This is a genomic window from Micrococcus sp. iso_229 (genome assembly GCF_058072725.1).
Map to the genome: position 1 here is coordinate 1,454,582 of NZ_CM176514.1, position 25,377 is coordinate 1,479,958.

General features: G+C 72.3%; 25 protein-coding genes and 1 tRNA gene. 13 read left to right on the plus strand and 13 right to left on the minus strand.

Annotated features, from left to right (window positions below; all coding sequences use genetic code 11):
• The first annotated feature begins 28 nt into the window (after positions 1-28).
• Positions 29-1,201: a LysM peptidoglycan-binding domain-containing protein gene (locus AC3RKA_RS06715; RefSeq protein WP_336264626.1), complete on the plus strand. Its 1,173-nt coding sequence runs from the start codon at positions 29-31 to the stop codon at positions 1,199-1,201.
• A gap of 55 nt (positions 1,202-1,256) precedes the next feature.
• The gene (gene pknB, locus AC3RKA_RS06720) at positions 1,257-3,194 is read left to right on the plus strand and encodes a Stk1 family PASTA domain-containing Ser/Thr kinase (RefSeq protein WP_336264625.1); all 1,938 of its coding nucleotides are present in this window, start codon (positions 1,257-1,259) and stop codon (positions 3,192-3,194) included.
• 24 nt (positions 3,195-3,218) lie between these two features.
• On the opposite strand, the gene AC3RKA_RS06725 is transcribed toward pknB, so the two are convergent.
• Positions 3,219-4,631: a class II 3-deoxy-7-phosphoheptulonate synthase gene (locus AC3RKA_RS06725; protein ID WP_002854593.1), complete on the minus strand. Its 1,413-nt coding sequence runs from the start codon at positions 4,629-4,631 to the stop codon at positions 3,219-3,221.
• A 72-nt stretch (positions 4,632-4,703) separates the two neighbouring features.
• Complete coding sequence (locus AC3RKA_RS06730) at positions 4,704-5,411, minus strand: lysophospholipid acyltransferase family protein (protein ID WP_336264624.1); 708 nt, start codon at positions 5,409-5,411, stop codon at positions 4,704-4,706.
• A gap of 68 nt (positions 5,412-5,479) precedes the next feature.
• Here AC3RKA_RS06730 and AC3RKA_RS06735 point away from each other — a divergent pair, with 68 nt between their 5' ends.
• Positions 5,480-6,250: an alpha/beta hydrolase gene (locus tag AC3RKA_RS06735; protein ID WP_336264623.1), complete on the plus strand. Its 771-nt coding sequence runs from the start codon at positions 5,480-5,482 to the stop codon at positions 6,248-6,250.
• A 115-nt stretch (positions 6,251-6,365) separates the two neighbouring features.
• Positions 6,366-8,201, plus strand: a complete 1,836-nt coding sequence (locus AC3RKA_RS06740; protein WP_336264621.1) for an AMP-dependent synthetase/ligase — start codon at positions 6,366-6,368, stop codon at positions 8,199-8,201.
• Between the two features lie 62 nt (positions 8,202-8,263).
• Here AC3RKA_RS06740 and AC3RKA_RS06745 read toward each other — a convergent pair whose 3' ends face one another.
• The 8 genes from AC3RKA_RS06745 to AC3RKA_RS06780 all read right to left on the minus strand — a co-directional run bounded on the left by AC3RKA_RS06745 (position 8,264) and on the right by AC3RKA_RS06780 (position 18,051).
• Complete coding sequence (locus AC3RKA_RS06745) at positions 8,264-9,727, minus strand: mycothione reductase (protein WP_336264620.1); 1,464 nt, start codon at positions 9,725-9,727, stop codon at positions 8,264-8,266.
• An 82-nt stretch (positions 9,728-9,809) separates the two neighbouring features.
• Positions 9,810-13,328 (minus strand): pyruvate carboxylase, encoded by a 3,519-nt coding sequence (locus AC3RKA_RS06750; protein WP_336264619.1) that lies wholly within the window; start codon positions 13,326-13,328, stop codon positions 9,810-9,812.
• Between the two features lie 158 nt (positions 13,329-13,486).
• Positions 13,487-14,050, minus strand: a complete 564-nt coding sequence (locus AC3RKA_RS06755) for a MerR family transcriptional regulator (protein ID WP_036384587.1) — start codon at positions 14,048-14,050, stop codon at positions 13,487-13,489.
• A 211-nt stretch (positions 14,051-14,261) separates the two neighbouring features.
• Positions 14,262-14,768: a bifunctional nuclease family protein gene (locus AC3RKA_RS06760; protein ID WP_145031529.1), complete on the minus strand. Its 507-nt coding sequence runs from the start codon at positions 14,766-14,768 to the stop codon at positions 14,262-14,264.
• Positions 14,761-15,504 (minus strand): transcriptional regulator FtsR, encoded by a 744-nt coding sequence (ftsR, locus tag AC3RKA_RS06765; RefSeq protein WP_136940933.1) that lies wholly within the window; start codon positions 15,502-15,504, stop codon positions 14,761-14,763. Before ftsR ends, AC3RKA_RS06760 begins: the two co-directional genes overlap by 8 nt.
• Before the next feature lie 12 nt (positions 15,505-15,516).
• A complete protein-coding gene (locus AC3RKA_RS06770) occupies positions 15,517-15,942 on the minus strand; it encodes an FHA domain-containing protein (protein WP_049146965.1) in 426 nt (141 codons plus the stop codon).
• 101 nt (positions 15,943-16,043) lie between these two features.
• Positions 16,044-16,430, minus strand: coding sequence for a glycine cleavage system protein GcvH (gcvH, locus tag AC3RKA_RS06775; protein WP_002854607.1), 387 nt, complete (start codon positions 16,428-16,430; stop codon positions 16,044-16,046).
• 85 nt (positions 16,431-16,515) lie between these two features.
• Positions 16,516-18,051: a peptide MFS transporter gene (locus tag AC3RKA_RS06780; protein WP_336264615.1), complete on the minus strand. Its 1,536-nt coding sequence runs from the start codon at positions 18,049-18,051 to the stop codon at positions 16,516-16,518.
• 100 nt (positions 18,052-18,151) lie between these two features.
• Here AC3RKA_RS06780 and AC3RKA_RS06785 point away from each other — a divergent pair, with 100 nt between their 5' ends.
• Positions 18,152-18,673, plus strand: a complete 522-nt coding sequence (locus tag AC3RKA_RS06785; protein WP_002854611.1) for an adenine phosphoribosyltransferase — start codon at positions 18,152-18,154, stop codon at positions 18,671-18,673.
• Positions 18,674-18,769: 96 nt separating this feature from the next.
• On the opposite strand, the gene AC3RKA_RS06790 is transcribed toward AC3RKA_RS06785, so the two are convergent.
• Positions 18,770-18,846: transfer RNA gene (locus AC3RKA_RS06790), tRNA-Pro, on the minus strand.
• An 800-nt stretch (positions 18,847-19,646) separates the two neighbouring features.
• Here AC3RKA_RS06790 and AC3RKA_RS06795 point away from each other — a divergent pair.
• Positions 19,647-20,153, plus strand: a complete 507-nt coding sequence (locus tag AC3RKA_RS06795; RefSeq protein ID WP_145031523.1) for a hypothetical protein — start codon at positions 19,647-19,649, stop codon at positions 20,151-20,153.
• Positions 20,154-20,203: 50 nt separating this feature from the next.
• On the opposite strand, the gene AC3RKA_RS06800 is transcribed toward AC3RKA_RS06795, so the two are convergent.
• A complete protein-coding gene (locus AC3RKA_RS06800; RefSeq protein ID WP_136940947.1) occupies positions 20,204-20,428 on the minus strand; it encodes a hypothetical protein in 225 nt (74 codons plus the stop codon).
• A 103-nt stretch (positions 20,429-20,531) separates the two neighbouring features.
• Here AC3RKA_RS06800 and AC3RKA_RS06805 point away from each other — a divergent pair, with 103 nt between their 5' ends.
• The 7 genes from AC3RKA_RS06805 to AC3RKA_RS06835 all read left to right on the plus strand — a co-directional run bounded on the left by AC3RKA_RS06805 (position 20,532) and on the right by AC3RKA_RS06835 (position 24,584).
• Positions 20,532-21,428 (plus strand): hypothetical protein, encoded by an 897-nt coding sequence (locus tag AC3RKA_RS06805; protein ID WP_136940948.1) that lies wholly within the window; start codon positions 20,532-20,534, stop codon positions 21,426-21,428.
• 246 nt (positions 21,429-21,674) lie between these two features.
• Positions 21,675-21,881 carry a hypothetical protein gene (locus AC3RKA_RS06810; protein WP_136940949.1) on the plus strand — a complete coding sequence of 69 codons (207 nt, stop codon included), beginning with the start codon at positions 21,675-21,677 and terminating at the stop codon, positions 21,879-21,881.
• A 332-nt stretch (positions 21,882-22,213) separates the two neighbouring features.
• Positions 22,214-22,441 (plus strand): DUF2188 domain-containing protein, encoded by a 228-nt coding sequence (locus AC3RKA_RS06815; protein ID WP_136940950.1) that lies wholly within the window; start codon positions 22,214-22,216, stop codon positions 22,439-22,441.
• Between the two features lie 135 nt (positions 22,442-22,576).
• The gene (locus AC3RKA_RS06820; RefSeq protein ID WP_136940951.1) at positions 22,577-23,005 is read left to right on the plus strand and encodes a hypothetical protein; all 429 of its coding nucleotides are present in this window, start codon (positions 22,577-22,579) and stop codon (positions 23,003-23,005) included.
• A 336-nt stretch (positions 23,006-23,341) separates the two neighbouring features.
• The gene (locus AC3RKA_RS06825) at positions 23,342-23,536 is read left to right on the plus strand and encodes a hypothetical protein (RefSeq protein WP_136940952.1); all 195 of its coding nucleotides are present in this window, start codon (positions 23,342-23,344) and stop codon (positions 23,534-23,536) included.
• 33 nt (positions 23,537-23,569) lie between these two features.
• Positions 23,570-24,058: a hypothetical protein gene (locus AC3RKA_RS06830; RefSeq protein ID WP_136940953.1), complete on the plus strand. Its 489-nt coding sequence runs from the start codon at positions 23,570-23,572 to the stop codon at positions 24,056-24,058.
• A gap of 355 nt (positions 24,059-24,413) precedes the next feature.
• On the plus strand, positions 24,414-24,584 hold the full coding sequence (locus tag AC3RKA_RS06835) for a hypothetical protein (RefSeq protein WP_169577992.1): 171 nt from the start codon (positions 24,414-24,416) through the stop codon (positions 24,582-24,584).
• 255 nt (positions 24,585-24,839) lie between these two features.
• On the opposite strand, the gene AC3RKA_RS06840 is transcribed toward AC3RKA_RS06835, so the two are convergent.
• Positions 24,840-25,319: a hypothetical protein gene (locus tag AC3RKA_RS06840; RefSeq protein ID WP_136940954.1), complete on the minus strand. Its 480-nt coding sequence runs from the start codon at positions 25,317-25,319 to the stop codon at positions 24,840-24,842.
• Positions 25,320-25,377: the final 58 nt, after the last annotated feature.

The window sequence follows — 25,377 nt, forward strand, 5'->3', positions numbered from 1 at the left end:
TCCGTCCGATCCGATGCCGAGGTCTGCCGTGTCCCACACCCCCGTCCGCTCCCGCCGCCTGCGCTCCGTCCTGACCGGCGGCGCGGTGCCCCTGCTGCTGCTCACCGGTCTGCCCGCCCAGGCCCACGCCCAGGAGGCGGCGGTGCACACCGTGCGCCCGGGCGACACCCTCACCCGGATCTCGGCCGCCCGCGGCGTCTCCGTCGCCGACCTGCTGCGGTTCAACGGCCTGGGCCTGGAGACCCTGCTCTACCCGGGTGACGAGCTCCGCCTGACCGGCGCGGCGGCCCCGACCCCGGCCGCCGGGACCTACACGGTGCAGCCGAACGACGGGTGGTGGGTCATCGCCCGCCGCACCGGCGTCTCCGCCGCGCAGCTGCAGCGCCTCAACGGCATGAGCGCCTCGAGCATGCTCCACCCGGGCATGGTCCTGACCACGCAGCGCACGGCCGCCGCACCGAAGACCCCCGCATCGACCACCCCGACCACGACCCCCGCCCCCGCGCCGGCCTCGAAGGCCCCGGCGGCCGCCGGCGAGACGGTCCGGTACACCGTGGTCTCCGGCGACTCCCTCTGGGGAATCTCCCAGCGGTTCGAGGTCTCCATCCCCCGTCTGCGCGAGCTCAACGACCTGACGCGGGCCTCGACGCTGCACCCCGGCGACGTGCTCGTGATCTCCGACGGCACCCTCGAGGTGGAGCCGGTCTCCGCCGTCCAGGCGGGCGGCGACACCGTCCTCGGCCGCACCTACGCGCCGCACGTGACGGCCTCGGCGAACGAGAACCTGCGCCTGCTGCGCTCCGTCCCCCAGCCCACCCCCGAACAGATGCAGCAGATCGTCCGCGAGACCGCCGAGCGGATGGGCGTGGACCCCCGCCTGGCCCTGGGCCACGCGTACACCGAGTCCCGCTTCCGCATGGCCTCGGTCTCCCCCGGCAACGCCGTGGGGGCGATGCAGGTCATCCCGATCACGGGCGAGTTCGCCTCGGAGCTGGTGGGCCGCGAGCTGAACCTGCTGGACCCCCACGACAACGCGGTGGCCGGCGTCGCGTTCATCAAGTACGTGCAGGACCGCACCCCCACCCTCGATGAGGGCATCGGGGCCTACTACCAGGGCCTCGGCGGAGTGCTGGACAGCGGCCTGAACCCGGAGGCACGGGACTACGTGGCCAAGGTGCGCGCCGCGATGGCGATGTTCTGATCCGCCGGCGGCGGACCGCCCCGAGGGGGTCCGCCGCCTGTCCTACCCTGGGACGATGAGCAGCGCACGCCGGGACCCCCTCGTGGGGGGCATCGTCGACGGCCGCTACCGGGTCGTCGAGCGGCTGGCCCGGGGCGGCATGTCCACCGTCTACCTGGCCGTGGACGAGCGTCTCGACCGCCAGGTGGCGCTCAAGGTCATGCACCCGCACCTGGCGGAGGACCCCGTCCTCGTCGGACGGTTCGAGCAGGAGGCCAAGACGGCGGCGCGACTGTCCCATCCGCACGTCGTCGCGGTCCTGGACCAGGGCCACACCGAGGCCGAGGACGGCGACGTGCTGGCCTACCTCGTGATGGAGCACGTGCCCGGCCGCACGCTGCGCACCGTCATCCGGGACCGTGCACCGCTCTCACCCCGGGAGGCGCTGCGGTTCCTGCGTCCGCTCGTCGACGGCCTGGCCGCCGCGCACCGCGCCGGACTGGTGCACCGGGACGTGAAGCCCGAGAACGTCCTCGTCCGCGACGACGGCCGGGTGACGGTCGCGGACTTCGGCCTGTCCCGTGCCGCCACGGCCCACACCATGGCCGGGCAGGCCGTCGTGGGCACGCCCGCCTACCTCGCCCCCGAGCACATCGCCGGGGCGCCCGCCGACGCCCGCTCCGACGTGTACGCCGTGGGCATCATCCTGTTCGAGCTGCTCACGGGCCGCCAGCCGTACACCGCGGCGACCGCGCTGCAGGTCGCCTACCGGCACGTCCACGAGCGGGTCCCCGTGCCGTCCACGCTGCACCCCGGGCTCCCCGAGGACCTCGACGACCTCGTGCTGTGGTGCACCGAGCCGGACCCGGCCGACCGGCCCGCCGGTGCCGGCGAGCTCCTGCACCGCATCGACGCCGTGGCGGCGGGCCTGGACCCCGACGAACCGGACCGCCGCCCCGCCGAGGGCCCGGGCGCGCAGCCGGCGGCGGCCGCCCCCGCCGCCGATGGCCCCGAGGACGCAGCCCCGGACGGGAACCTGCAGACCCGGGCCCTCGACGCCGGCGACCACCACGCGACGCGCGCGCTCCCCGCCCTGACCGAGTCCGCCCTCGACGAGGACCTGACCGACGTCATCGACACCCGTGCGGCGACGCACGGGGGCGACCGGCGGTCCGACGCGCGACCGGCGGAGCCGATCGGCCCGCTCGCGGTCGACCCCGCCCCGGCGGACCGGCATCCGGGGCGCGGCTCCCGGCGGCGGCTGCGTCGGGCGGCCCGCCGCCCCGCGCTCGACCTCGGCCAGGGCACCGGCCGGGCCGCCGCGATCGGCGCGGCCGTGACCCTGCTGCTCACCGGCGTCGCCCTGCTGCTGGGCTGGACGCTGGGCTCCGGCGGCCTCGGAGTCGGTGGCGTGGCGGTGGTCCCCGACCTCGACGGGCTGGCCCGGGAGGCGGCGGAGGAACGGCTGACCGCCGCGGGCTTCACCGCGGCGGTCACGGCCCGGCACGACGAACTCCACACGGAGGGCACGGTCGTCGCCAGCTCACCCGCAGCCGGGGAGCCGGCAGGGCGCGGCACCCCCGTCGAGCTCACCGTCTCCGCCGGCCCCGCGCCGGTGCCGGTGCCGGACCTGACCGGCGTCGTGATCCGGCAGGCCCACGGCGTGGCCCGGGACGCCCGATTCACCGTGGAGGTCGCGGAGCGTCGCACCGATCCCGCAGTGCCGGCCGGGGCCGTGATCGAGCAGCACCCGGCCCCCGGCGAGCAGGCGACGCCGGGCACCGCGGTCCGCGTGGTGCTCTCCGAGGGCCGCGCCGTGCGCCCGGTGCCGGACGTGACCGGGCAGGATCCGGAGACGGCGCGCACGACGCTGGCGGACGACGGCTGGGACGCCCGCGTGCATCGCCTGCCGCTGCCGCTCTCCGCCCGAGGCGAGTCCCGGGTCCTGCACCAGTCCCCCGCCGCCGGGACCGCGCTGCCCGAGGGCACCGCGGTCCACGCCTGGGTCGGCTGAGCCGGGGCGTGCCCGGCCACGCGGTCAGGCCCGCGGCGCGCGACGCTCGGGGTGCGAGAGGGCCTCGGTGACCTTGAACGCCATCTCCAGGGACTGCTGGTGGTTCAGCCGCGGGTCGCACAGCGTCTCGTAGCGGGCGTCGAAGTCGGCCTCGTTGATCGGGTCGGAGCCGCCCAGGCACTCGGCGACGTCGTCGCCGGTCAGCTCGACGTGCATGCCGCCCGGGTGCGTGCCGAGCTCGCGGTGCACCTCGAAGAAGCCGCTGACCTCGTCCATCACGTCCTCGAACCGGCGGGTCTTGTAGCCGTTGGCCGCGGTCACGGTGTTGCCGTGCATGGGGTCGGTGACCCACACCGGCTCCAGCCCCGCGTCACGGACGCCCTCGACGATGCCGGGCAGCACGTCCCGGATCCGCTCCGCGCCCATGCGGGTGATGAAGGTCAGGCGGCCCGGCTCGCGCTCCGGGTCCAGCCGCTCGGCGAGCTCGAGGGCATCCGCGGTCGTGGTGGTCGGGCCGAGCTTCACGCCGATCGGGTTGCGGACCCGGGAGAGGAAGTCGACGTGGGCGCCGTCCACCTGGCGGGTGCGCTCGCCGATCCACAGGAAGTGGGCGCTCGTGGCGTAGGGGTCGCCGCTGCGCGAGTCCACGCGGGTCAGGGCGCGCTCGTAGTCGAGCAGGAGCGCCTCGTGGGCCGAATAGAACTCGGTGCGGCGCATGGCCTCGAAGTCCACGCCCGCGGCGTTCATGAAGCGGACCGCGCGGTCGATCTCGGCGGCCATCTCCTCGTACTGGGCGTAGGCCGGGTTGGCCATGAAGCCCTGGTTCCACTGGTGCACGCTGCGCAGATCGGCGAAGCCGCCCTGGGTGAAGGCGCGGACCAGGTTCAGGGTGGAGGCGGAGGTGTGGTACGCCTGCACCATCCGTCGGGCGTCGTGCCGGCGTGCCTGCTCGGTGAACTCGTAGCCGTTCACGATCTCGCCGCGGAAGCTGGGCAGGGTGACGCCGTCGCGGGTCTCCGTGTCCGAGGACCGCGGCTTGGCGAACTGGCCGGCGATCCGGCCCATCTTCACGACCGGCATGGAGGCGCCGTAGGTCAGCACCGCGGCCATCTGCAGGATGGTCTTCACCCGGGCGCTGATCCGGTTGGCGGTGGACCCGGCGAACGTCTCGGCGCAGTCGCCGCCCTGCAGGAGGAACGCGCGGCCCTGGGCGACGTCGGCCAGACGGGCGCGCAGCAGGTCGACCTCGCCCGCGAAGACGAGCGGGGGCAGGGCGCTCAGCTCGGCGACGGCGGCGCGGTGATCGGCCTCGTCCGCCCAGGACGGCGCCTGTGCGATCGGCAGCGAGCGCCAGTGGTCCAGGCCGGGGATGTCGGCGGCGCCCTCCGAGATGGCGGTGCCGAAGGCCAGGATCTTCTCGCGGGGGTCTTCAGTCATGCACACCAGGCTAGGGGGCCGCGTGCCGCGCCCCGGTCTGAGCGTCCCCGGATGACGACGCGCGGACCCCGCTCAGTCGCGGGCGCGCGGCGGAGCGGCCACGCGGCCCGCCTTCACGTCCGCCGCGTAGGTGTCCACGTACTCCTGGCCCGACAGGCGCCGGATGGCCTCCATGATCTCGTCCGTCACCTCCCGCAGCACCCGGGGGTCGCCGGCGGCCTCGGCACGGTCGGAGAAGTCCAGCGGCTCACCGAAGATCATGCCCAGGCGCCCGATCCGCGGCAGCACGTGGCCGATCGGCTGGACCCGGTCCGTGCCGATCATCGCGATGGGCACCACGGGCGCGCCCGAGGCCAGCGCGAGCTTGGCCACGCCGATCTTGCCGCGGTGCAGCCGCCCGTCCGGGCTGCGGGTGCCCTCCGGGTAGATCCCGAGCAGCCGGCCCTCCCGCAGCGCCTCGAGGCCCGCGTCCAGCGAGCGCAGGGACGCCTCTCCGCCGGAGCGGTCCATGGGCAACTGGTTCGCGGCCTCGAAGAACCGGCGGGTGACCCACCCCTTCACGCCCGGGCCGGTGAAGTACTCGTGCTTGGCCAGGAAATGCACCTGGCGGTCGAGCATGGCCGGCATGAACACCGAATCCGAGACGGACAGGTGGTTGCTGGCCAGGATCGCCGGGCCCTCGGCCGGCACGTTCGCGAGGCCCTTCACCCAGGGGCGGAACAGCAGGCGGGTGGCCGGAGCCACGGCGAACGTCTTGGCGGACCAGTAGAACGTGGACACGAGGGCCTTCCGGTCGGGGCGGTCGGGTGCCTGCCCATCGTACGGTCCGCCTGCCTTACCCTGGCACCATGCCCCGCCCCGTCGCCGTCGCCCCCGAAGACCTGCCCCTGCGCCTCATGCCCGCCGCTCCCGCCCGGCGCGACCACTGCGTCGTGCTCCTGCACGGGTTCACCTCGACTCCGGCCTCCGTCCGCGCCTGGGCCGAGGGGCTCGCGGCAGGCGGCTCCCCCGTGAGCGTGCCCCTGCTGCCGGGGCACGGCACCCGGTGGGAGGACCTGGCCGCCACCGGTGCGGACGAGATCCGCGCCGCCGTCCGGGCCGTCGTGGACCTCGAGCTCGCCCGACACGGCCGCGTGGTCATGGCGGGCATCTCGATGGGCGGCGCCCTCGCGCTCGACGCCGCGGCCCACCGACCCGTGGCCGGGGTGCTCGTGGTGAACCCCGCGCTGCGCTTCGCCAGCCCGCTCGCCCCCTTCGCCCCGCTGCTGGCCCCGTTCGTCCCCACGGTCGCCCCGATCGCGGACGACATCGCGGACCCGACGGCGCGCGAGCGCGCCTACCCCCGCACGCCGATGGCCGGCGTCGCCGCCGTCGGCCGCATCCAGCGGGCCGCCCGCCGCGCCCTGCCGCGGATCACCGCTCCCGTGACGGTCTACCGGTCCGCCCGCGACGCCGTCGTGCCCGTCTCGAGCCACCGGACCCTGGTGCGGGGCCTGCGCCACGCCCCCGTGGAGGTGGTGGGACTGCCCCGCAGCCGCCACGTCGCCACGCTCGACCACGACCTGCCGCTGCTGATCGACCACGGCCGGAGCGCGGTCGCCGCCATGACGACGCACTGAGTCGCGCCCCGGACCCCACCGCTCCCGGTTGTACAGTGTGCGTGACACGACTCACACTTACTTCCGTTCTGCCGACCACCGGTCGTCGGAACCGACCCAACGCCCGAGGAGTCCCATGCACGAGATCAGCGAGCCGTACCAGCCCCGCCTGTCCCCGGAGGCGAACATCACGGACTTCCTGGAACGCCAGGCCACGGAGCGTCCCGACCACGGCCTCTTCGCGGTGGCGGACGCGCAGGATCAGTGGACGGACGTCTCCGCCCGGGACGCCCGCGAACGCGTGCGGGCCCTGGCCAAGGGGCTCATCGCCGCCGGGATCCAGCCCGGGGAGACGGTCGGGCTCCTGGCCTCCACCCGCCTGGAGTGGACACTGGTCGACTTCGCCATCTGGTATGCCGGCGCGGTCACCGTGCCCGTATACGAGACCTCCTCCGTCAGCCAGGTGTCCTGGATCATCGAGGACGCACACGTACGCGCCGTCGTGACCGGGAACGAGGACCTCGCCAAGACGGTGCGGGACGCGGTGCAGCGCGAGGGCCTGCCGGAGCTGATCGGCCTGTGGACGATGGACCCGGCCGACGGCGCCCCCGGCTCCGGCCTCGAGGCGCTCGTCGCCCTGGGCGCGGACGTCACCGATGAGGAGCTCGAGACGCGCCGGTCCTCCGCCGGCCTGGCCGACCTGGCGACCATCATCTACACGTCCGGCACCACGGGCCGGCCCAAGGGCTGCGAGCTCACGCACGAGAACTTCGCGGAGCTCGTCAACCAGACCCTGTCCTCCTCGCTCGGCGACGTCGTCCGCCAGGACACCTCCACCGTGCTGTTCATCCCCCTGGCGCACGTGTTCGCGCGCTTCGTCTCGGTGCTCACCGTCGCCGCGGGCGCACGCTGCGGGCACGTCTCGGACATCAAGCGGCTCTCGGTCTCGCTGCAGACCTTCCAGCCGAGCTTCGTGCTGGCCGTGCCGCGCGTGTTCGAGAAGATCTACAACGCGGCGCTGCTCAACGCGCAGAGCGGCGGCAAGGAGAAGATCTTCCGCCGTGGCGCGGACGTGGCGATCCGCTGGTCCCGGGCGCTGGACTCGGGCCAGATGACGGCGCCCCTGCGGCTGCAGCGCGCGTTCTACTCCGCGCTGATCTACCGCCGGATCCGGACGGCCATGGGCGGCCGGCTCGCGTACGCGGTCTCCGGCGGCGGCCCCCTCTCCACCGACCTGGCGCACTTCTTCCGCGGCGTGGGCGTGACCATCCTTGAGGGCTACGGCCTCACCGAGACGACGGCCCCCATCACCGTGGGCCGGCCGGACCGGCTGAAGATCGGCACGGTCGGACACCCCCTCGGCGGCAACCAGGTGCGGATCGCCGAGGACGGCGAGATCCTCACGCGCGGCACGTCGCTGATGCGCGGCTACCACAACCGGCCGGAGGCGAACGAGGAGGCCTTCGAGGACGGCTGGTTCCGCACCGGCGACCTCGGGGCCCTGGACGACGACGGCTTCCTCACGATCACCGGCCGCAAGAAGGAGCTGCTGGTGACGGCCGGCGGCAAGAACGTGGCACCGGCGATGCTCGAGGACGCGATCCGCAGCGACGCGCTGGTCTCCCAGGTGATGGTGGTCGGCGACGGCAAGCCCTTCATCGCGGCGATCGTCACCCTCGACACCGACACCCTGCCCGCGTGGCTCGCCGCGAACGGTCTGCCGAAGGACCTCGACGTCGCCGCGGCCGCACGCGAGGACGCGGTGCGCGGCCACATCCAGGAGGCCGTGGACAAGGCCAACAGCCTGGTCTCGCGCGCCGAGGGGATCCGGGAGTTCCGCATCCTCGACCGCGACTTCTCCCTGGAGGAGGGCCATGTGACCCCGTCCCTGAAGATGCGCCGGTCGGCGATCATGAAGGACTTCGCCGCGCAGATCGCGGACATCTACGGGGAGCCCGCCCCGCAGAACTGAACGCCCCCTCGACGACGGCGCCCGGCCCCCGCGGCCGGGCGTCGTCGTCCCCGCGGGTCCGGTCAGAGCAGACCGGAGTCCGGCACGTCCAGGCCCAGCAGCGCGTTCTCGACGACCTCGGTGAGGGCCGGGTGGGGCCAGTACTGGCCCCGCGCGAGCCGGTGGGCGTCGATGCCGAACGCCATGCCGGTCACGAGCGGCTGGATGAGGTTCGCGGCCTCGTGCCCCAGGATGTGCCCGCCGAGGATCCGTCCCGTGGCCTTCTCCGCGACGACGGTGCACACGCCCTCGGTGTCCTCCATGGCCCAGCCGTAGGCGACGTCCCCGAAGGACTGGGTCTTCACCGTGATCGCGTCCGCCCCGTAGTCGGCGAGTGCCTGTTCCACCGTGAGCCCGACGGAGGCCGCCTGCGGATGGGTGAACACGGCCGCCGGCACGGGGCCGAGCGTGTTGGCGCGGAGGTCGTCCGGATGCTCCAGGTTGTGCGCGACGACGCGGGCCTCGTGATTGGCCACGTGCTTGAGCTGCCACGTGTTGGCGACGTCCCCGAGCACGTAGACCCCCTCCACCGGCGCACCGTCGGAGAGTGCGCGCTGATGCTCGTCGCTGGCCAGGACGCCGTCGTCGGTGACGTCCAGTCCCGCGGCGGCGGGGTCGAGGCGGTCCGTGTTCGGCGTCCGGCCGACCGCGATCAGCACCGCGTCCGCCTCGATGGCCTCCTCCACGATGCCGGTCTGCTCCTGGCCCTCTGCACGATCCAGGCGCACCCGGACCCAGCCGTCCGCGGCCCGCTCGGCGTCCTCGACCGGTTCGATCCCGGCCGGGGTCCACCCCGTGCGCAGGTCCCACCGTCGGGCCGCGATCTTGGTGAACGTCGTGGACACGGACATGTCGTGCTGCTTGAGCAGCCGGTGGCCGCGGTTGACCTGGACGACCTCGGTCCCCAGCCCGGCGAAGACGGAGGCGAACTCGCAGGCGATGAACCCGCCGCCCACCACGAGCAGCCGCCGCGGCAGCCGATCCAGTCGCATCACGGTGTCCGAGGTGTGCACCGACGGCAGGCCCAGGCCCGGGATCTCGGGGAGGGTGGGCCGCGACCCCGCCGCGACCACGACCTGGTCCGCCGAGATCTCCCGTCCCGAGGCGGTGCGCACGCGGCGGGGGCCGACGAAGCGGACCTCCTCCTGGATCACGCTCGTGTAGTCCAGATCGTCCCGGCGGTAGCGGAGCCCGTCGCGACTGATGCCGTCGATGCGCGTGAAGATGCGGTCCCGGATGGCCGGGAAGTCGGCGCCCGTGAACTCCAGCCCCACCCCGAGGCTCCGGGCCTCGGGGGGCAGCGCGGCCAGGCCGGCCGGGTAGGCGTACATCTTGGTGGGGATGCAGCCGACGTTCAGGCAGGTGCCGCCGAACGTGCCGGAGTCGGCGATCACGACGCTCCGGCCCTTCCAGTGTTCGCTGATCAGGGAGTTCCCCGATCCGGAGCCGATGATGAGCAGGTCGTGGTGTTCCGCAGAGGTGGCCATGCCTCCCAGGATAGGCACGGGCCCGGACGCGGTGGCGTCCGGGCCCGTGGGGCGGCCCGTCGGCGGCGGGCTCACGCGGGGCTCACTCGATCACGAGCAGCAGGTCTCCGCCGTTGACGGGCGTGACACCCTCCGTGACCACGCGGCGCACGGTGCCCGCGGCCTGGGCCGTGATCGCGGCCTCCATCTTCATCGCCTCGATCGTGGCCACCGCCTGACCGACCTCGACGGCGTCGCCCTCGGCCACCTGCACGGTGACCGAGCCCGCGAACGGGGCGGCGACGTGGCCGGGGGTGCCGGGGTCCGCCTTCTCCGCGGTCCGCACGGTGGACTCGATCGAGCGGTCCCGGACGGTCATCTGGCGCAGCTGGCCGTTCAGGGTGACCATCACCGTGCGCATGCCCTTCTCGTCCGGCTCGGAGACGGACATGAGGGTGGCGAGCAGCCGGACACCGCGTCCGAGCGAGATGACGTGCTCGCGCCCGGGGACGAGGCCGTAGAGGAAGTCGCGGGTGTGCAGGGTGACGGTGTCCCCGAACTCCTCGCGGTGCGCCTCGAACTCCTTCGTGGGGCCGGGGAAGAGCAGGCGGTTCAGCACCGCGCGGCGGGTCTGTCCGGCCTCGCCGAGAGCCGTCGAGTCCTCCGCGGAGATCTCCACCATGCCCGCGCCCTCGCGGCGACCCTGGAGGGCCTTGGTCCGGAAGGGCTCCGGCCAGCCGCCGGGCGGGTCGCCGAGCTCGCCCCGGAGGAAGCCGATCACGGAGTCCGGGATGTCGAACTCCTGCGGACGCTCCGCGAACTCCTTCGGGTCCACCCCGGAACCGACCAGCTGGAGCGCCAGATCGCCCACCACCTTGGAGGACGGGGTGACCTTGACGAGGTGGCCGAGCAGGTCGTCAGCCGCGGCGTACATCGACTCGATGGCCTCGAACCGCTCCCCCAGGCCGAGCGCGATCGCCTGCGTGCGCAGGTTGGACAGCTGGCCGCCCGGGATCTCGTGGTGGTACACACGGCCGGTCGGGGCGGGCAGCCCCGCCTCGAAGGGCGCGTACGCCGAGCGGACGGACTCCCAGTAGGGCTCCATCGCGGTGGCGGCCTCGAGGCCGAGACCGGTGTCCCGCTCCGTGTGCTCGAGCGCCGCGACCAGGGCGGACAGCGGCACCTGGCTCGTGGTGCCCGCCATGGACGCGGTGGCCGCGTCGACGGCGTCCACGCCGGCCTCCGCCGCCGCGAGCAGGGTGGCCAGCTGCCCGCCGGCGGTGTCGTGCGTGTGCAGGTGCACGGGAAGGTCGAACTCGGCGCGCAGGGCCGTGACGAGCTCGCGCGCGGCGGCGGGCCGCAGCAGGCCCGCCATGTCCTTGATCGCCAGGACGTGGGCGCCGGCGTCGACCATCCGGCGGGCGAGGCCCAGGTAGTAGTCGAGCGTGTAGAGCGTCTCCTTCGGGTCCGTCATGTTGCCCGTGTAGCACAGGGCCGCCTCGGCCACGGCGGTGCCCGTGGCACGCACCGCCTCGATGGCCGGGGTGATCTGCTCGACGTCGTTGAGGGCGTCGAAGATGCGGAACACGTCGACGCCGGACGCCGCGGCCTCGGCCACGAACGCGTCCGTCACCTCGGTGGGGTACGGCGTGTAGCCCACCGTGTTGCGGCCGCGCAGCAGCATCTGGATCGGGATGTTCGGCAGCTCCGCGCGCAGCAGCTCGAGGCGCTGCCACGGGTCCTCGTGAAGGAAGCGCAGCGCGACGTCGTACGTCGCCCCGCCCCAGGCCTCCACCGACAGCAGCCCCGGCAGGGTGTGCGCGACGGCGGGCGCGGCGGCCAGCAGGTCGCGCGTGCGGACGCGGGTGGCCAGCAGGGACTGGTGGGCGTCGCGGAACGTGGTGTCCGTGACGGCCAGCGCGGTCTGCTCGCGCAGGGTGCGGGCGAAGCCCTCGGGGCCCTGCTCCAGCAGCACCTGACGCCAGCCGTGCGGGGGCACCGCGTCCTCGTTCCGGCTCGGGCCGTCGAAGGGCGAGCGGTCCGGCTCCTGGTGCTTGTCACCCGGGTGCTCCGGGAGGCGGTCGCGGGGGTCGATGCCCTCGATGCGCGGGCCGTGCGGCTGGTTGACCGTGACGTCCACGAGGTACTGCAGGGCCTTGGAGCCGCGGTCCTGGGAGCGGTTCACCGTGGCCAGCTCGGGGTGCTTGTCGATGAAGTCCGTGGCGACGTCGCCGCTGACGAACTGCGGGTCGTCCATCACGTTCATCAGGAACGGGATGTTGGTGGCCACGCCGCGCACGCGGAACTCGGCCAGGGCGCGGCGCACGCGGCGCACGGCCGTGGCGTAGTCGCGTCCGCGGCAGGTGAGCTTGACCAGCATGGAGTCGAAGTGGGGGCTGATCTCCGCACCGGCGTAGATGGTGCCGCCGTCGAGGCGCACACCGGAGCCGCCGGCCGAGCGGTAGGCGGTGATGGTGCCGGTGTCCGGGCGGAAGCCGTTGGCCGGGTCCTCCGTGGTGATGCGGCACTGGATGGCGAAGCCGCGGACCTGGAGGGCGTCCTGGGTGATGCCCAGCTCGGGCAGGGTGGCGCCGGCGGCGATGCGCAGCTGCGCGCCCACCAGGTCCACGTCCGTGACCTCCTCGGTCACGGTGTGCTCCACCTGGATGCGGGGGTTCATCTCGATGAACACGTGCTGGCCCGCACGCTCGCCCGCCGTGTCCACGAGGAACTCGACGGTGCCCGCGTTGACGTACCCCATCTCCTTGGCGAAGGCGACGGCGTCCCGGTGCAGGGCCTGCCGGATCTCCTCGTCCAGGTTCGGGGCCGGGGCCATCTCGATGACCTTCTGGTGGCGGCGCTGGAGCGAGCAGTCCCGCTCGAAGAGGTGCACGACGTTGCCCTCGCCGTCGGCGAGGATCTGCACCTCGATGTGCCGCGGCCGCAGGACGGCCTGCTCGAGGAACACGGTGGGGTCGCCGAAGGCGGTGTCCGCCTCGCGCATCGCGGCCTCGAGGGAGCCGCGCAGGTCCTCGCGGCGCTCGACGCGGCGCATGCCGCGGCCGCCGCCGCCGGCGACGGCCTTGACGAAGATGGGGAAGCCGATCTCCTCGGCCTGCTCCAGGAGCCACTCGACGTCGGCGCTCGGGTCCGAGGAGGCCAGGGTGGGGATGCCCGCGCGCTTGGCCGCGCGCAGGGCTTCGACCTTGTTGCCGGTCAGCTCGAGGACATCGGCGGGCGGGCCGACGAAGGTGATCCCGTTCTCGGCCGCGGCGCGGGCCAGGCCGGCGTTCTCCGACAGGAAGCCGTAGCCCGGGTAGATCGCATCGGCCCCGGCGTCCTTGGCCACGCGGATGATCTCGTCCACGTCGAGGTAGGCGCGCACGGGGTGGCCCTCGTCACCGATGCGGTAGGCCTCGTCCGCCTTCTGGCGGTGGATCGAATTGCGGTCCTCGTAGGGGAAGACGGCGACGGTGCGGGCGCCCAGCTCGTAGCAGGCGCGGAAGGCGCGGACGGCGATCTCGCCGCGGTTGGCCACCAAGACCTTGGAGAAGACGGCGCCGGCTCCGGTCGACCCGGCCGCGTCCTCTGGAGGGGTGAAGTTCTCGACAGGTGCGGTCATGGTTGGGAGTGTGTCACACCGCGCCGGAGTTCCGCCTCGTGTCGCGCACACTCACCGTTGCGAGACGAAAGATGACTGGTTCGGCCCTTCGGGGCGCCGACGCCGGCCCGGCCTCGTGCCGGGGCCGGCGTCGGCCGCGGGCGCCCCGCGGTGGAGGGTCAGGCGGAGCGGCGGGCCCGACGCCGCCCGGCCAGCTCGTCTCCCGGCTCGGGGGCGCCCACCACGCTCTCGCGCGGCAGCTCGGCGAGGCTGCCCTCGACCTCGCGCCACACGCGGCCAACGGCGATCCCGAAGACGCCCTGGCCGCCCTGGACGAGGTCCACGACCTCGTCCGCCGAGGTGCACTCGTACACCGAGGCGCCGTCGCTCATCAGGGTGATCTGCGCCAGGTCCTCGACGCCCCGCTCGCGCAGGTGGCCCACGGCGGTGCGGATCTGCTGGAGCGAGACGCCAGTGTCCAGGAGGCGCTTGACCACCTTGAGGACGAGGATGTCGCGGAACGAGTAGAGCCGCTGGGAGCCGGAGCCGGAGGCGCTGCGGACCGTGGGGACCACGAGGTCCGTGCGGGCCCAGTAGTCGAGCTGGCGATACGTGATGCCGGCGGCCTTGCACGCGGTGGGTCCGCGGAAGCCGACGTCGTCGCCCCGGGTCGCGCCCTCGTCGAAGAGCGTGCCCTGGGTGCCGAGCGCGGGGGGCCGGCCAGGACCTGCAGTGGGTGTCACGGGGAACCTCCTGGTGCGGGGCCCCCGGTGCGGGAAGGGGACGCGACCGTCATGTGCCGCCGGTGACCGTGGCGGCGCTCCCCGGTGACCGTGGGGAGGACGACGGAGGCGCCCCGGGTGGCGGGGCCCTCTTCCCCTCGAAGGTACGCGCGGGTCCGAGGGTGGTCAACGACGCCGGCGGCGAGACCGCGCCGTGTCGCGCCGGCTCCGCTCAGGCGAAGTCCTCGGGGCGCACCGTGTCCAGGAAGTCGCGGAAGTCCTCGACGGCGCGCTCCTGGCCGGCGTCCTCCTCCCCCGTCCGCGCCGGCATGCCGGCGTCCGCGAGCACGGCGGGGCTGCCGAGCACGGGGGCGTCGGCGCGCAGGGCGACCACGACGGCGTCCGACGCGCGGGCGTCGACCCGGGCGCCCGTGGAGAGCACGAGCTCGGCGTGCACGACCTCGTCCCGGACCTCGGTGAGCCGCACCCGCACGACCTCGGCGCCCAGGGCGTCGACGGCGGCCAGGAGCAGCTCATGGGTGAGGGGCCGGGGCGCGCGGACGCCCTCGAGCGCGAGCGCGGCGGCGGCGGCCTCGGGCGCGCCCACCCACAGCGGGACCATCGTGCGGCCGGGCGGATCCACCAGCAGGATCACGTGGTGCTGTTCGGGCAGTTCGACGCGCACGCCGAGCACGGAGAGCGGCACGTCGTCGGCGGGCACGGGGCGCGGCTCAGTCATCCCACTGCTCCAGCCCCACGGCCACGAGGGCCGCATGCAGCCGCAGGCTGGCCTGCGCGATCTCGCGTGCCGAGCGGGCCACGCGGGGGCGGGTGCCGGCGTCGCGGCGGGCCTGCAGCGGGGCGACGGCGCGCTCCACCAGGCCCAGCTCGCGGTCGGCGGCGGCCCGCAGCGGGCGCAGGTGCCGGGGCTCCAGGCCGTGGCCCGCGAGCACGACGGCGGCCCGGGCCACGTCCATCGCGTGGCTCGGGTAGCCGCCGTCGGGATCGACGGGCAGGAGCGAGTACTGGTCCAGCTCGGCCAGCAGCTCCTCGCCCGCACCGGATTCGGCGGCGAGCTCGGCGCGGGTCCACGACCGGCGGTCCCCGGCGACCTCGCGGCCGAGCCGCTCCGCGTCCGAGGACGCCGGGACCGCTGCGGTCCCGGGCAGGCCGGTGGGGCGTTCGCCGCGGTCCAGCGCGGCCAGGTGGTCGGCGATCACCTTGAGCGGCAGGAAGTGGTCGCGCTGCAGGGCGAGGACGAACCGGAGCCGGTCCACGTCCTCGGGCCGGAAGCGCCGGTAGCCGGCGGGGGTCCGCTCGGGCAGCACGAGGCCGCGGTCCTCCAGGAAGCGCACCTTGGACGCGGTGACGCCGGGGAATTCGGCTTCGAGGGCGGCCACGACCTCGCCGATGCCCAGCCGGCCCGCAGGGCGGGCGGCAGGGACGGCGTCGGGGAGCGGGCGCGGATCGGTCACGAGGATGACGGCTCAGCCCCGCGCCGGTGCGGCGTAGTACGTGAGCCGGTACTTGCCGATCTGCACGTGCATCCCGGAGCGCAGCAGGATCTCGTCCACGCGGTCGTGGTTCACGAAGGTGCCGTTGAGGGAGTTCAGGTCCACGAGCCGGTGGCCGCCGTCCTCGGCCCGGAACTCCGCGTGACGACGGGAGACGGTGACGTCGTCGAGGAAGATGTCCGCGTCCGGGTGGCGCCCCACGGAGACCACGTCCTCGTCCAGCAGGAAGCGGGCGGACTGGTCCGGGCCCTCGTGGGCGAGCAGCAGCGCGGAACCGGCCGGGAGGGCGCGGATCGCGTCGGACTCCTCACGGGTGAGGTCCGCCGAGACCAGCGGCGCCAGCTCGGTGAGGTTGATGGCGGAGGTGGACAGGTCCGGTTCACGTCCGGGCTGGTTCATGGGGTGCTCCTGTGCGGGGGCCGGCGCCGCGGCGCCGGAGGGAGAGACGAAGGGGACGCCGTCGCCCCGCCGGCCAGCGGCGGGGCGACGGCGGACGGGGCTCAGCTGGTGTGCGAGGCGTAGCCCTCGGCGTCCATGAGGCCCTCGAGCTGGGCCTCGTCCGCGAGGGTGATCTCGAACAGCCAACCGCCCTCGTAGGGGGCGGAGTTGACCAGGCCGGGCTCGCCGTCGAGCTCGTCGTTGACGGCGGCCACGGTGCCGGAGACCGGGGCGTAGATGTCCGAGACGGACTTCGTGGACTCGACCTCGCCCACCGCGGTGCCCGCGGTGACCTCGGTGCCGACCTCCGGCAGGTCCACGTACACGACGTCACCCAGCGCATCCTGGGCGAAGTCGGTGATGCCCACGCGGACCGTGCCGGCGGCACCGGCCTCGGCGATCCACTCGTGCTCGGCGGAGTACTTCAGGCCTTCGGGGATGGAGCTCATGGAGTGCGCGTCCTTTGTGTGGTCGGGAGTGATGACGTCGTCTCGCAGACTACCGAGCGGCGCGTGATTCGCGCCACTGGCGCGCTCAGAGCACGCCGCGCATGCCGCGACGCACCGGCTTGGCGATGGCCAGCACGATCAGGCCCACGCCGAGGGTGACCGCACCGATCACGCCGAAGTAGCCCACCTCGTTCTGCTCCGAGTAGGAGCCGGCCAGGGAGCCTGCCAGGGCCGTGCCCAGGGCGACGGACAGGTTGTACAGCGACACCATCATCACCGGGAAGCTGCGCGGGGCGACCTTGGTGGCCAGGGAGAGGCCCACCGGGGAGACGAGCAGCTCGCCCATGGTGCAGACGAAGAGGATCAGCGTCAGCCACAGCAGCGGCACGGCGACGACGTCGGCCACCGGGATGAACAGCAGGAAGGCGATGCCGATCAGGACGATGCCGATGCCGAACTTCACCGGGGTGGCGGGCTGGCGGGCGCCCAGCTTGGTCCACAGCGCGGCGAACACCGGGGCGAACACGATGATGAAGATCGGGTTGATGGAGTTGACCCACTCCATGGGCATGAGCCAGCCGAACAGGTTCCGGTCGAGGCGGTGCTCGGAGTACAGCGCGATCACGGTGAACTGCTGCTGAAAGAGGGCGAAGAACACGGACGTGCCGATGAACAGCGGGATGAACGCCTTCACGCGCGAGCGCTCCTCCTCCGTGACCTTCGTCGAGGTCAGCAGGACCGCGAAGATCGCGATGGCTGCGACGGCGGCGAGCACGACGACGGCGTCGGAGAGGTTGCCCAGGGTGACGACACCCGTGAGGAACAGGACCACGACGACGGCGACCATCCCCAGGCCGATCAGGCCCCAGCGACCGTACTGCGACCGCGGCAGCGGATCCGGGACCCGGTGCACGTCCGTCGGCAGGTTCTTGCGGGTCAGGGCGTACTGCGCCAGGCCGATGGCCATGCCGGCGGCGGCGAGGCCGAAGCCCACGTGGAAGCCCAGCGTGTCGCGCGCCAGGCCGGTGAGCAGCGGGCCGAAGAGGGCGCCGATGTTCACGCCCATGTAGAAGATGGAGAAGCCGGCGTCGCGCTTGGGGTCCTCGCGGGAGTACAGGGAGCCGACGAGGTTCGTGGCGTTGGCCTTGAGGCCACCCGAGCCGACGGCGACGAGCACGAGGCCGAGGGTCAGGCCCGGGACCCCCGGGACGAGGGCCAGCGCGATGTGGCCGAACATGATCCCGACGGCGCTGAAGAACATGGTGCGCTCGGAGCCGAGCAGGCGGTCTGCGACCCAGCCGCCGAGGATGCAGAACACGTACACCATGCCGCCGTAGGCGCCGACGATGCCCGTGGCCACGGCCGGGTCGATCCCGAGGCCGCCCTCCGCGGCGGTCCAGGACATGTAGTAGACGAGCATGGCCTGCATGCCGTAGAAGGAGAAGCGCTCCCACAGCTCCACGGAGAACAGGTTCGCCAGCGGGCCGGGCTGGCCGAGGAACGGGCGGCCGCGCCAGTCGGGGGTGGCGTCGTCGGGACGGGTGGCCGTCGACGCCGCCACGCGGGCGGGCGGCTCGACGTCGGGCACGCGGCCCGCGAGAGGATTCTGGGGATTTTCCACCGATCTACTGTCCTCCTCCAAGGGAGTCAGAGCAAACTCCCCGCCCGATGACGCCGATCACATGCGCGGCCCGGGCGGCGTCCGTCCTAGAGTGGGGGCCGTGTCCGTCACCTCCGAGATCGCCCGTGCCCGCTCCCTCATCCGCGTGGTCCCCGACCATCCCAGCCCGGGCGTGGCCTTCCAGGACATCACGCCCCTGCTCGCCGACGCCCGCGCTCTGAGGGCGTGCGTCGAAGCCCTGGTGGCGCCGTTCGAGGGGCGCTTCGACCTCGTGGCCGGCCTCGAGGCCCGCGGGTTCCTGCTCGCCGGGGCGGCCGCCGCCCTGACCGGCACCGGCCTCGTGCCGCTGCGCAAGGCCGGGCGGCTCCCGGCTCCCGCGGCCCGTGCGGACTACACGCTGGAGTACGGGACCGCGAGCATCGAGGTCTCCGAGGACCTGCGGGCCGGGTCACGGGTGCTCCTGCTCGACGACGTCCTCGCCACGGGCGGCACCCTCGCCGCCGGCCGACGGCTCATCGAGGCGCGGGGTGCAGAGGTGGTGGGCGCGGCCTGCCTGCTGGAGCTCACGGCCCTCGGCGGCCGGGCCGTCGTGCCGGACACGCACGTGCTGTTCGCGGCCTGAACCGCCCCGCCTCACCCGACGGGGAGAGGCTACAGAGGCGTCCCCGGGTACGACGAAGCCGGAGCCCCGCGCTGCAGGACTCCGGCTTCGTCGACGTGGTCGGGCTAGCGGGATTTGAACCCACGACCTCTTGACCCCCAGTCAAGCGCGCTACCAAGCTGCGCCATAGCCCGTGGCGAATCGCGGCCATCCGCGCTTCGGCACCCGACGATCATACCCCACCCGCGCCGCCAGATGCGAATCGGGAGCGGGGCTGCCGGGTCGTCGTCGTCAGGGGCAAACGGAGCGACACCCCCCGAAACGTGAACAAGGGGCCCACGTCCTCTTCACAGACGTGAACCCCTCATCCCTTGACCGAGGGCCACCCGACCGAGAGTCCCCCAGCGACCGCGGCCCCGGCGTACCGGTGGGCCTGGCGGTCTACACGAACCCTCTCATGACTGAGGGTCTAGTCGTGCACGGGTGAAGTGTAACACGTCGAGCCTCTCCGATCCGCCGTTCCGGGCGGGTCGAAGAGGCGTGTCGGGGGGCTCACGGACGGTAGTTCGCGGAACTGCGCCATCCGCGTGACCTCGCGGCCGACGAGCCCTCGCCGGCCTTGATCCCATCGCCCATCCCAGCTTCGATCTGGCAGGATCCCACGCATGTCCGACTCTCACACCCCAAGTCCCGACGAGGTCGCCGCAACGCGCACGTTGGCCGGCGGATGGACGAAGGTGACCCTGGCTGCCTGGGGCGTGCCGTGGCCGCCGCCGAAGGGCTGTCGCGACGAGCTCGAAGGGCGGTGGCGGGAAGAGCAACAGTCCGCTGAGGCGCCGCCCCTCGATGGGGCCTGCTGAGACCTTCGTGTCCCACCAGGGGTTCCGTGTCCACCCTCCGGCGATTATGTGTATGGAACGGCAGGGTGTCGTCTGATCCGGGGCGCCAAGGCACTCGAGCTCCTGGCATGGATCACTGGTGAGAGGAGCCGGATGTGGCTAAGCCGAAGCTGGAACAGATGGTCGTCGTGAACTCGGAGGCCGACAACTGGGACGATGCGCGCTTCGAGTGGGCGATCACGATGTCGTGCTCGTGTCCTGACGATCCGGCCGACTGCGTCTGCGACAAGCAGGGGATTGTGGATCAGTTCGAGATCACGAACGTGAACAATAACAGTGTCCTCTTCCCCATCGGCAATGAGTGCATCAAGCATTTCGGGCGTGCTGAGTTCAAGGGTCGAGCCACGCTCCACTCGGACGTTCGAAAGTGCCTGGCGAAGATGGGTGAGAACAACGGCAGGCTGGAGATCAAACACCTCACGAAGCGGATGATCTCTGCCTCCCACACCGCAGGGCTCATCGACGCCCGAGAGGAGGCATTTATGGTTCAGATGCGCAACAAGCGCACAGTAAGGAGCGAGCGGCAGGACCGATGGCTAAACGCCCTTCTTGCGCGGATGGCCAGCCGGATCGAAGCGGAACTCCTCGCGCTTCCCAGCTGAATCAGGACGGTGGTAAGTCCTCCCGTCGCGCCCGTAGGGGCCTGTCGTCGTCAGCTGATGTCGTCGCTCAGATGCGCCTGGAGCTGGCGGCGGATCTCCCCGCGGTTCAGGTCGATGCCCTCGCGGGCGAACACGGCGCAGTAGGCGTCCGTGCGCTCGTCGAGGCTTCCACCCTGGGAGGCGGCGGCGCTGGCTTCCGCGGAGAGTCGTGCTGACTGATCCTCGAGCTGAGCCTGCATCTTGGCCCACTCCCGGTCGTTGAACTTGATGCTCATGGTGTGAGCCTAACCACCCTCCTAATGTGTCCGCCTCAGTCGATACGGTCAGGTTGCCGTCGGCATCTCCGAGCCGGCGCACCTACTCGCCAGGAGGACCCTCTTGAACCTGTCCATCCACGCCATGCGCGTGCTGAACTACATCCACCAGAACGGCCTCTCGGACCGGTCCGTCGACTCGTTTCCTGAAGAGGTCTGTCCCGATCTGGAGTACGACGGTGTCTACGACGAGCTGCGGAAGATCGACCTGATCGTCGACGACCAGCGACTCAATGGCCCCGACCCCATCCTGATCAGCCCGCGAAAGCGCGGTGACTTCGCCCGCTTGGTCAAGCGCTACCGCGATGCCGAGGTCGAGTGGCAAGTCCTCAGCTCGATCAACCAGCGACCCGACTCGTCGGAGTCCTACGACGCGGCCATCGGCCACGAGGTCAACGGCGAGCCGATCACGGAGGACGAGGCGCATTCGGCCGCGGCGAGGCTTCTGGACGCCGGGCACATCAAGGCCATGAGGACGTGGGGCCGCGATCTGCTACGGCCCACGCTGACGCCGAGTGGCAGGTCCCTGCTCCAGAACGAGCTGAGCACAGTTCCGACTCGCGTTCAGGAGACCTCCATGCAGAACATCGATAACTCTGTCACGCAGAACGTCCAGGCCGGCGACGGCTCGAACGTGGCCCTGGCCGGCCACAAGAGCAACGTCACCCTCACGGTGCAGAATCAGGAGCGCTCGGCGCTGGCGGACCAGCTTGACCAGCTACGCGAGGCGTTGCGCATGGAGGAGGGCGCCAGCGACTCCAACGCCGTCCGCGACCTCCTCACTCGCGTGGACATGCTCGAGGAGCAGGTGGAGGACAGCGGGGGCAAGGTTCCGGCGAGCCTGCTGGAGCGCTTCCAGAGCAAGGTCGTCGAGACGCTTGCGGACGAGTCGGCCCAGCGCGTCCTGCCGGTCCTCAGCACGATCTACGTCTTGCTGGGGCTGCCGCCGCTGACGGCCTGATCCGGTGTTCACAGGTGCCTGCCGACGCGGGTGGCATGGCGCTACCGTGGCCAGGGCGTGTCCGGCCGATCCCCCTCCTGGCCGGCATGCCCGGGCCGCCGATCCCGCTGCCTCTGGCAGGACGACCCCAGTGGCCTGCACCGTCCCCTCGGTGCGGGCCGCTGCTGTCCTGCTGGCGGTGCGCCGCAGAGTGCTGGCGGCCCGCTATGAAGTTGACCGACGCCACCACTCCCGAGACGAGCACCCATGGCCTCCGTCCTTACCCACCTTGTCCGTGCCTGGGATCAGACCTTGGACAACGGCCGCCTGGCGCCGGGACTGCTCGAGTCCCTCGAGATGGACGGGATGGCGATGATCGTGCGGGCTGCGGCGGTGGACGACACCCCGCAGGCCGGGCCGCGCGCGCTGGCCGCGGCCATGATCCTGGGCATGTCACCGGGAGCCGGCGCCTAGTTCGGTGAGGTCCCGGGCGCCGGCGAGGACGCTGAGGCCTTTCTCGCCGCCCAGTCGACCTCCCGCCTCGTGTCGACCCGGCGCATGGACCATCTGCGCGCCCTGATCACCTGGCGCGGACATCTGACGCCCCGGGCGCAACGACAGGCAGCCGTGCTGAACGCCTGGGCGTGCCAGCGCCTCGGCTGGCCGGAGCAGGCGCCGCGCGTACTCGATGCGACAGGCGGGCTCCCGGGACGTGCGAGGGAGGGGTTCGCTTCCCGGTTCTAGCCCGCTATCGCGTCCGCTCCCTCTGCGATGCTCTGAGCCTGCATCGAGAGGAGGTGAACATCATGACCAAGACCCCCGGCATCGACGTCTTCCATCAGGGAGACCAGTGGAAGGTCAAACAACAGGGCAACCAGCGTGCATCCAGCGTCCACGATCGCAAGTCTGACGCAGTGGCAGCTGCGCGCGACATGGCCCGCGATCGCGGCGCCGAGCTGACCATCAAGAACATGGACGGTCGCATCGGCGCGAAGGACTCCTATGGGCGCGACTCGTACCCACCCAAGGGCTGACGCTCACGTCCACCTCTGACGGCCCGCGCCCCGCTTCGGCAGGGGGCGGGCCGTCGCTTGTCGCATCGGTGCGTTGCAGTGGATCAGCGGGTCACTATGAAGGTGAAGAAGCCCTCTCATCGTCAGGAGCACGTCATGTCCGTTCAGTCCGGCATCCTCGCCGCCATGGCCGCTTGGGACGGTGCCCTCGACGGGGCCGCCTCGCCGCGTCAGGCCGCAGAAGTCCTGGACCGTGCGCTCGTGCGCGATCTGCTGGTCGCCTGTGCCGCTGACTCCACCGCTCGCGCGCTCTCCGGCGCGGAGGCGTTGGGTGCCGTGCCCGCCAGCGCGCCTACTACCGGGCGGCCCAGGATCTTGCCCGTCAGCTCAAGGGCGCCCATGGCCGTTGAGACCCTGCACTTCAACACGCGCATCCGCGCCACCGTCGACGACGTGCGCCAAGCTCAGGACTTGCTGGTGGACTCAGGCCTGCCGGCCATGTTCTGCGCCTGGGAGCGCGAGGACCGTGCGCGGGCGGGCAAGTGGGCGCCCGTGGACCCTTCGCCAGCGCCGAGCAACTGCTGACGCTGTTCTTCCTCCTCGCACGCCATGAGCGCGCCATGACGCTATCGAACCGGACCGCGCTGGCCGTCTCCGGCATCAGCGATGCCGCCGTGGAGCGTCTGGGCCTGGATGCGCCGGGGCTGAGCCACCGGCAGGCATACTACCGCCTCCAGCGCGCCATGCGGCGGATGACTCGGGATCATCGACCCCCACCTGGAGCACACAGACCGGCGTCGCAAGCTCAGCCGGGACGAGTTCGCGGCCCTGGAAGCCGGAGCTGACATGCAACGACGGGCACGCAACACCGAGCGCGTCCGCCAGTTCTCGGCTGCACTGGTGCAGGCGACCTGACGGGCGATGCCCCAGGACGTGCGTGACCGCTACCGGGGCAACGTGGCCGTGGACGGCACCTTCATCCCCGCCTTCGGCCGGCACGGTTCCTACCGCTCCTCGGACTGCCTCGGCATCGAGCCCTACGCGGCCTGGTACGTCCGCGACGGCGAGCACGCCCTGGAGTCCGGGATCAGCGCCAAGGACCAGGCCAAGGAGTAGACGATGTGGGGGTGGGAGGCCACCCTGGCCGTCATGGTCACCAACGACCCGCAACGCGAGACGACGTTTCCCAGGCTCGTGCTGGGCATGACGCTGAACCAACCTGCGCGCGAGCCCGGGGCCAACGCGACCCGCGCGCTGGAGCCGATGCACGCCGCCGGTGTCCCGGCGGGCTATCTCATCGGCGACCGAGCCTACGGCAACCCTCCCAAGCCCGATGACTTCCAGCGCCCGGCTCGGGCGATGGGCTACGGCCTGCTCTACAACATGAAGGCCACCGATGTGGGCCAGGTCCACATGTTCAATGGCGTGGCCATGCTCGAGGGCAACGCCTACTCGCCCTCTATCAGGGCCATCCTGAACTCGTCTCCGCCACCGCCGATCTGCGCGCGGGCAAGATCGACGAGGCCACCTACTACGCCCGCCTTCAGGCGCGTGAGCGTCTGCTCGTGCAGTTCCGCACGGCCGCGGCCGCCGATGGCTCACGCCAGGGCTTGTGTCCGGCGGCTGGACCGAACCTGACCATCGCCCGCCCGTTGCGTCAGGCCGGGGTCGCCTCGCTCACCGGCAAGCCGCGCACCCTGTTGCCGATCAAGCGCACGGCGGTGCCCTCCTAGCAGAGCCAGGGGCCGCTTTGCACGAACGTCGGCGGCACCACGGTGTTGCGCGGCGAGGTCTGGGACCGCAACGCGATGGCCCTCCAGTTCGGCATGCGCCAGTGGTACACGATCTACCGCGCCGGCCGCCAGAGCGTCGAGAGCCACAACGGCATGCTCAAGAACGAGTCGGGACCCCAGATCGCCGCTCCTGGTCGCCGCCGAGTCTGCGGTATGGCGGCACTGGCTGTCTTCTTGACTAGGCGATCGCCGCTCACAACATGGAGTTGATCGAGCGCTTCTTGGCTGCCGACGTTGCTGTGGATGCCCGCGGCCGAGGCTCGGCGCGCATCAAGCCCGAGCGGCGGCGTGTCCACACCTGGGGGCTGTGTGCGGCCAGCCAGAAGAAGAAGGCACGCGCCCCAGGCCGCAAGACGGCCACCACCGTGTGAGATCTACCGGAGCCCTCCAGGCTCCGGCCTTTGCCGAGCCCCCGAGCCGCCGTCACCGGCGCCGGGGGCTTCTTCCTGCCCGCAGACGGGCGCTCGCCTTCCCGTGGACACCGTCGAATCGCACCCACGGGCCCATCGAGGGCGGCGCCGAGCCTGTCGGAGGGCTCCTGCCGAGCCGGGAAGAGCCCCTCCGCCAGTTACGCGAACTTGTCCGGCCGGGAACCGCGAACAACCCCACGGTTCCCCGTCGCGGGGTCAGTACGTGAAGGTCCGGTCCCCCACACGGAATTCGACGTCCTTCAGGTCCGGGATGGCGTTGCGGGCCTGCTCCGCCGCCTCCCGCATCGTGTCCTCGAGGACCTGGGGATCGGCCTCGAGAGCGGACCGGCCGTACTCGATGACCACCTTCCCGTCCTCCCGGAGGGCCTCGACGTCGACGATGTCCGAACCGGAGGGCAGGGATCGCGTCAGGTCCTCGACGACCTCGGCGGCGCGCTGGTCCGCCTCCTCGAGGGCGCCCTCGGCCTCCTGGCGCAGCTGCCCCAGGTCCACGCGGTCCGAGGCGTCCGCCTCCAGCTCGCTGATCCGGTCCTCGGCCTGGGCGAGCCGGTCCTCCGCGCTCTGCAGCGCGGCCCGGGTCTCGCCGTCGTCGACCGCGCAGCCGGATGCGGCCAGCGCGAGCGCGGCCAGGGTGGCCAGGGACAGGGCGGCGGGGCGACGTCGGATGAGGCTCATGCCCTCAGGCTACGAGACGAAGGTGGACGAACGGTGGGAGATTGCCGGGACGACGACG

Excerpts from the sequence above, each read along its gene's own strand:
- AC3RKA_RS06830 (WP_136940953.1), top strand. The coding sequence starts at position 23,570 with ATGGTCACCAACGACCCGCAACGCGAGACGACGTTTCCCAGGCTCGTG.
- AC3RKA_RS06835 (WP_169577992.1), top strand. The coding sequence starts at position 24,414 with ATGGAGTTGATCGAGCGCTTCTTGGCTGCCGACGTTGCTGTGGATGCC.
- pknB (WP_336264625.1), top strand. The coding sequence starts at position 1,257 with ATGAGCAGCGCACGCCGGGACCCCCTCGTGGGGGGCATCGTCGACGGC.
- AC3RKA_RS06745 (WP_336264620.1), bottom strand. The coding sequence starts at position 9,727 with ATGGCCACCTCTGCGGAACACCACGACCTGCTCATCATCGGCTCCGGA.
- AC3RKA_RS06750 (WP_336264619.1), bottom strand. The coding sequence starts at position 13,328 with ATGACCGCACCTGTCGAGAACTTCACCCCTCCAGAGGACGCGGCCGGG.
- AC3RKA_RS06760 (WP_145031529.1), bottom strand. The coding sequence starts at position 14,768 with ATGACTGAGCCGCGCCCCGTGCCCGCCGACGACGTGCCGCTCTCCGTG.
- AC3RKA_RS06825 (WP_136940952.1), top strand. The coding sequence starts at position 23,342 with ATGCCCCAGGACGTGCGTGACCGCTACCGGGGCAACGTGGCCGTGGAC.
- AC3RKA_RS06820 (WP_136940951.1), top strand. The coding sequence starts at position 22,577 with ATGTCCGTTCAGTCCGGCATCCTCGCCGCCATGGCCGCTTGGGACGGT.
- AC3RKA_RS06740 (WP_336264621.1), top strand. The coding sequence starts at position 6,366 with ATGCACGAGATCAGCGAGCCGTACCAGCCCCGCCTGTCCCCGGAGGCG.
- gcvH (WP_002854607.1), bottom strand. The coding sequence starts at position 16,430 with ATGAGCTCCATCCCCGAAGGCCTGAAGTACTCCGCCGAGCACGAGTGG.
- AC3RKA_RS06770 (WP_049146965.1), bottom strand. The coding sequence starts at position 15,942 with ATGAACCAGCCCGGACGTGAACCGGACCTGTCCACCTCCGCCATCAAC.
- AC3RKA_RS06725 (WP_002854593.1), bottom strand. The coding sequence starts at position 4,631 with ATGACTGAAGACCCCCGCGAGAAGATCCTGGCCTTCGGCACCGCCATC.
- AC3RKA_RS06810 (WP_136940949.1), top strand. The coding sequence starts at position 21,675 with ATGGCCTCCGTCCTTACCCACCTTGTCCGTGCCTGGGATCAGACCTTG.
- AC3RKA_RS06735 (WP_336264623.1), top strand. The coding sequence starts at position 5,480 with ATGCCCCGCCCCGTCGCCGTCGCCCCCGAAGACCTGCCCCTGCGCCTC.
- AC3RKA_RS06840 (WP_136940954.1), bottom strand. The coding sequence starts at position 25,319 with ATGAGCCTCATCCGACGTCGCCCCGCCGCCCTGTCCCTGGCCACCCTG.
- AC3RKA_RS06815 (WP_136940950.1), top strand. The coding sequence starts at position 22,214 with ATGACCAAGACCCCCGGCATCGACGTCTTCCATCAGGGAGACCAGTGG.
- AC3RKA_RS06800 (WP_136940947.1), bottom strand. The coding sequence starts at position 20,428 with ATGAGCATCAAGTTCAACGACCGGGAGTGGGCCAAGATGCAGGCTCAG.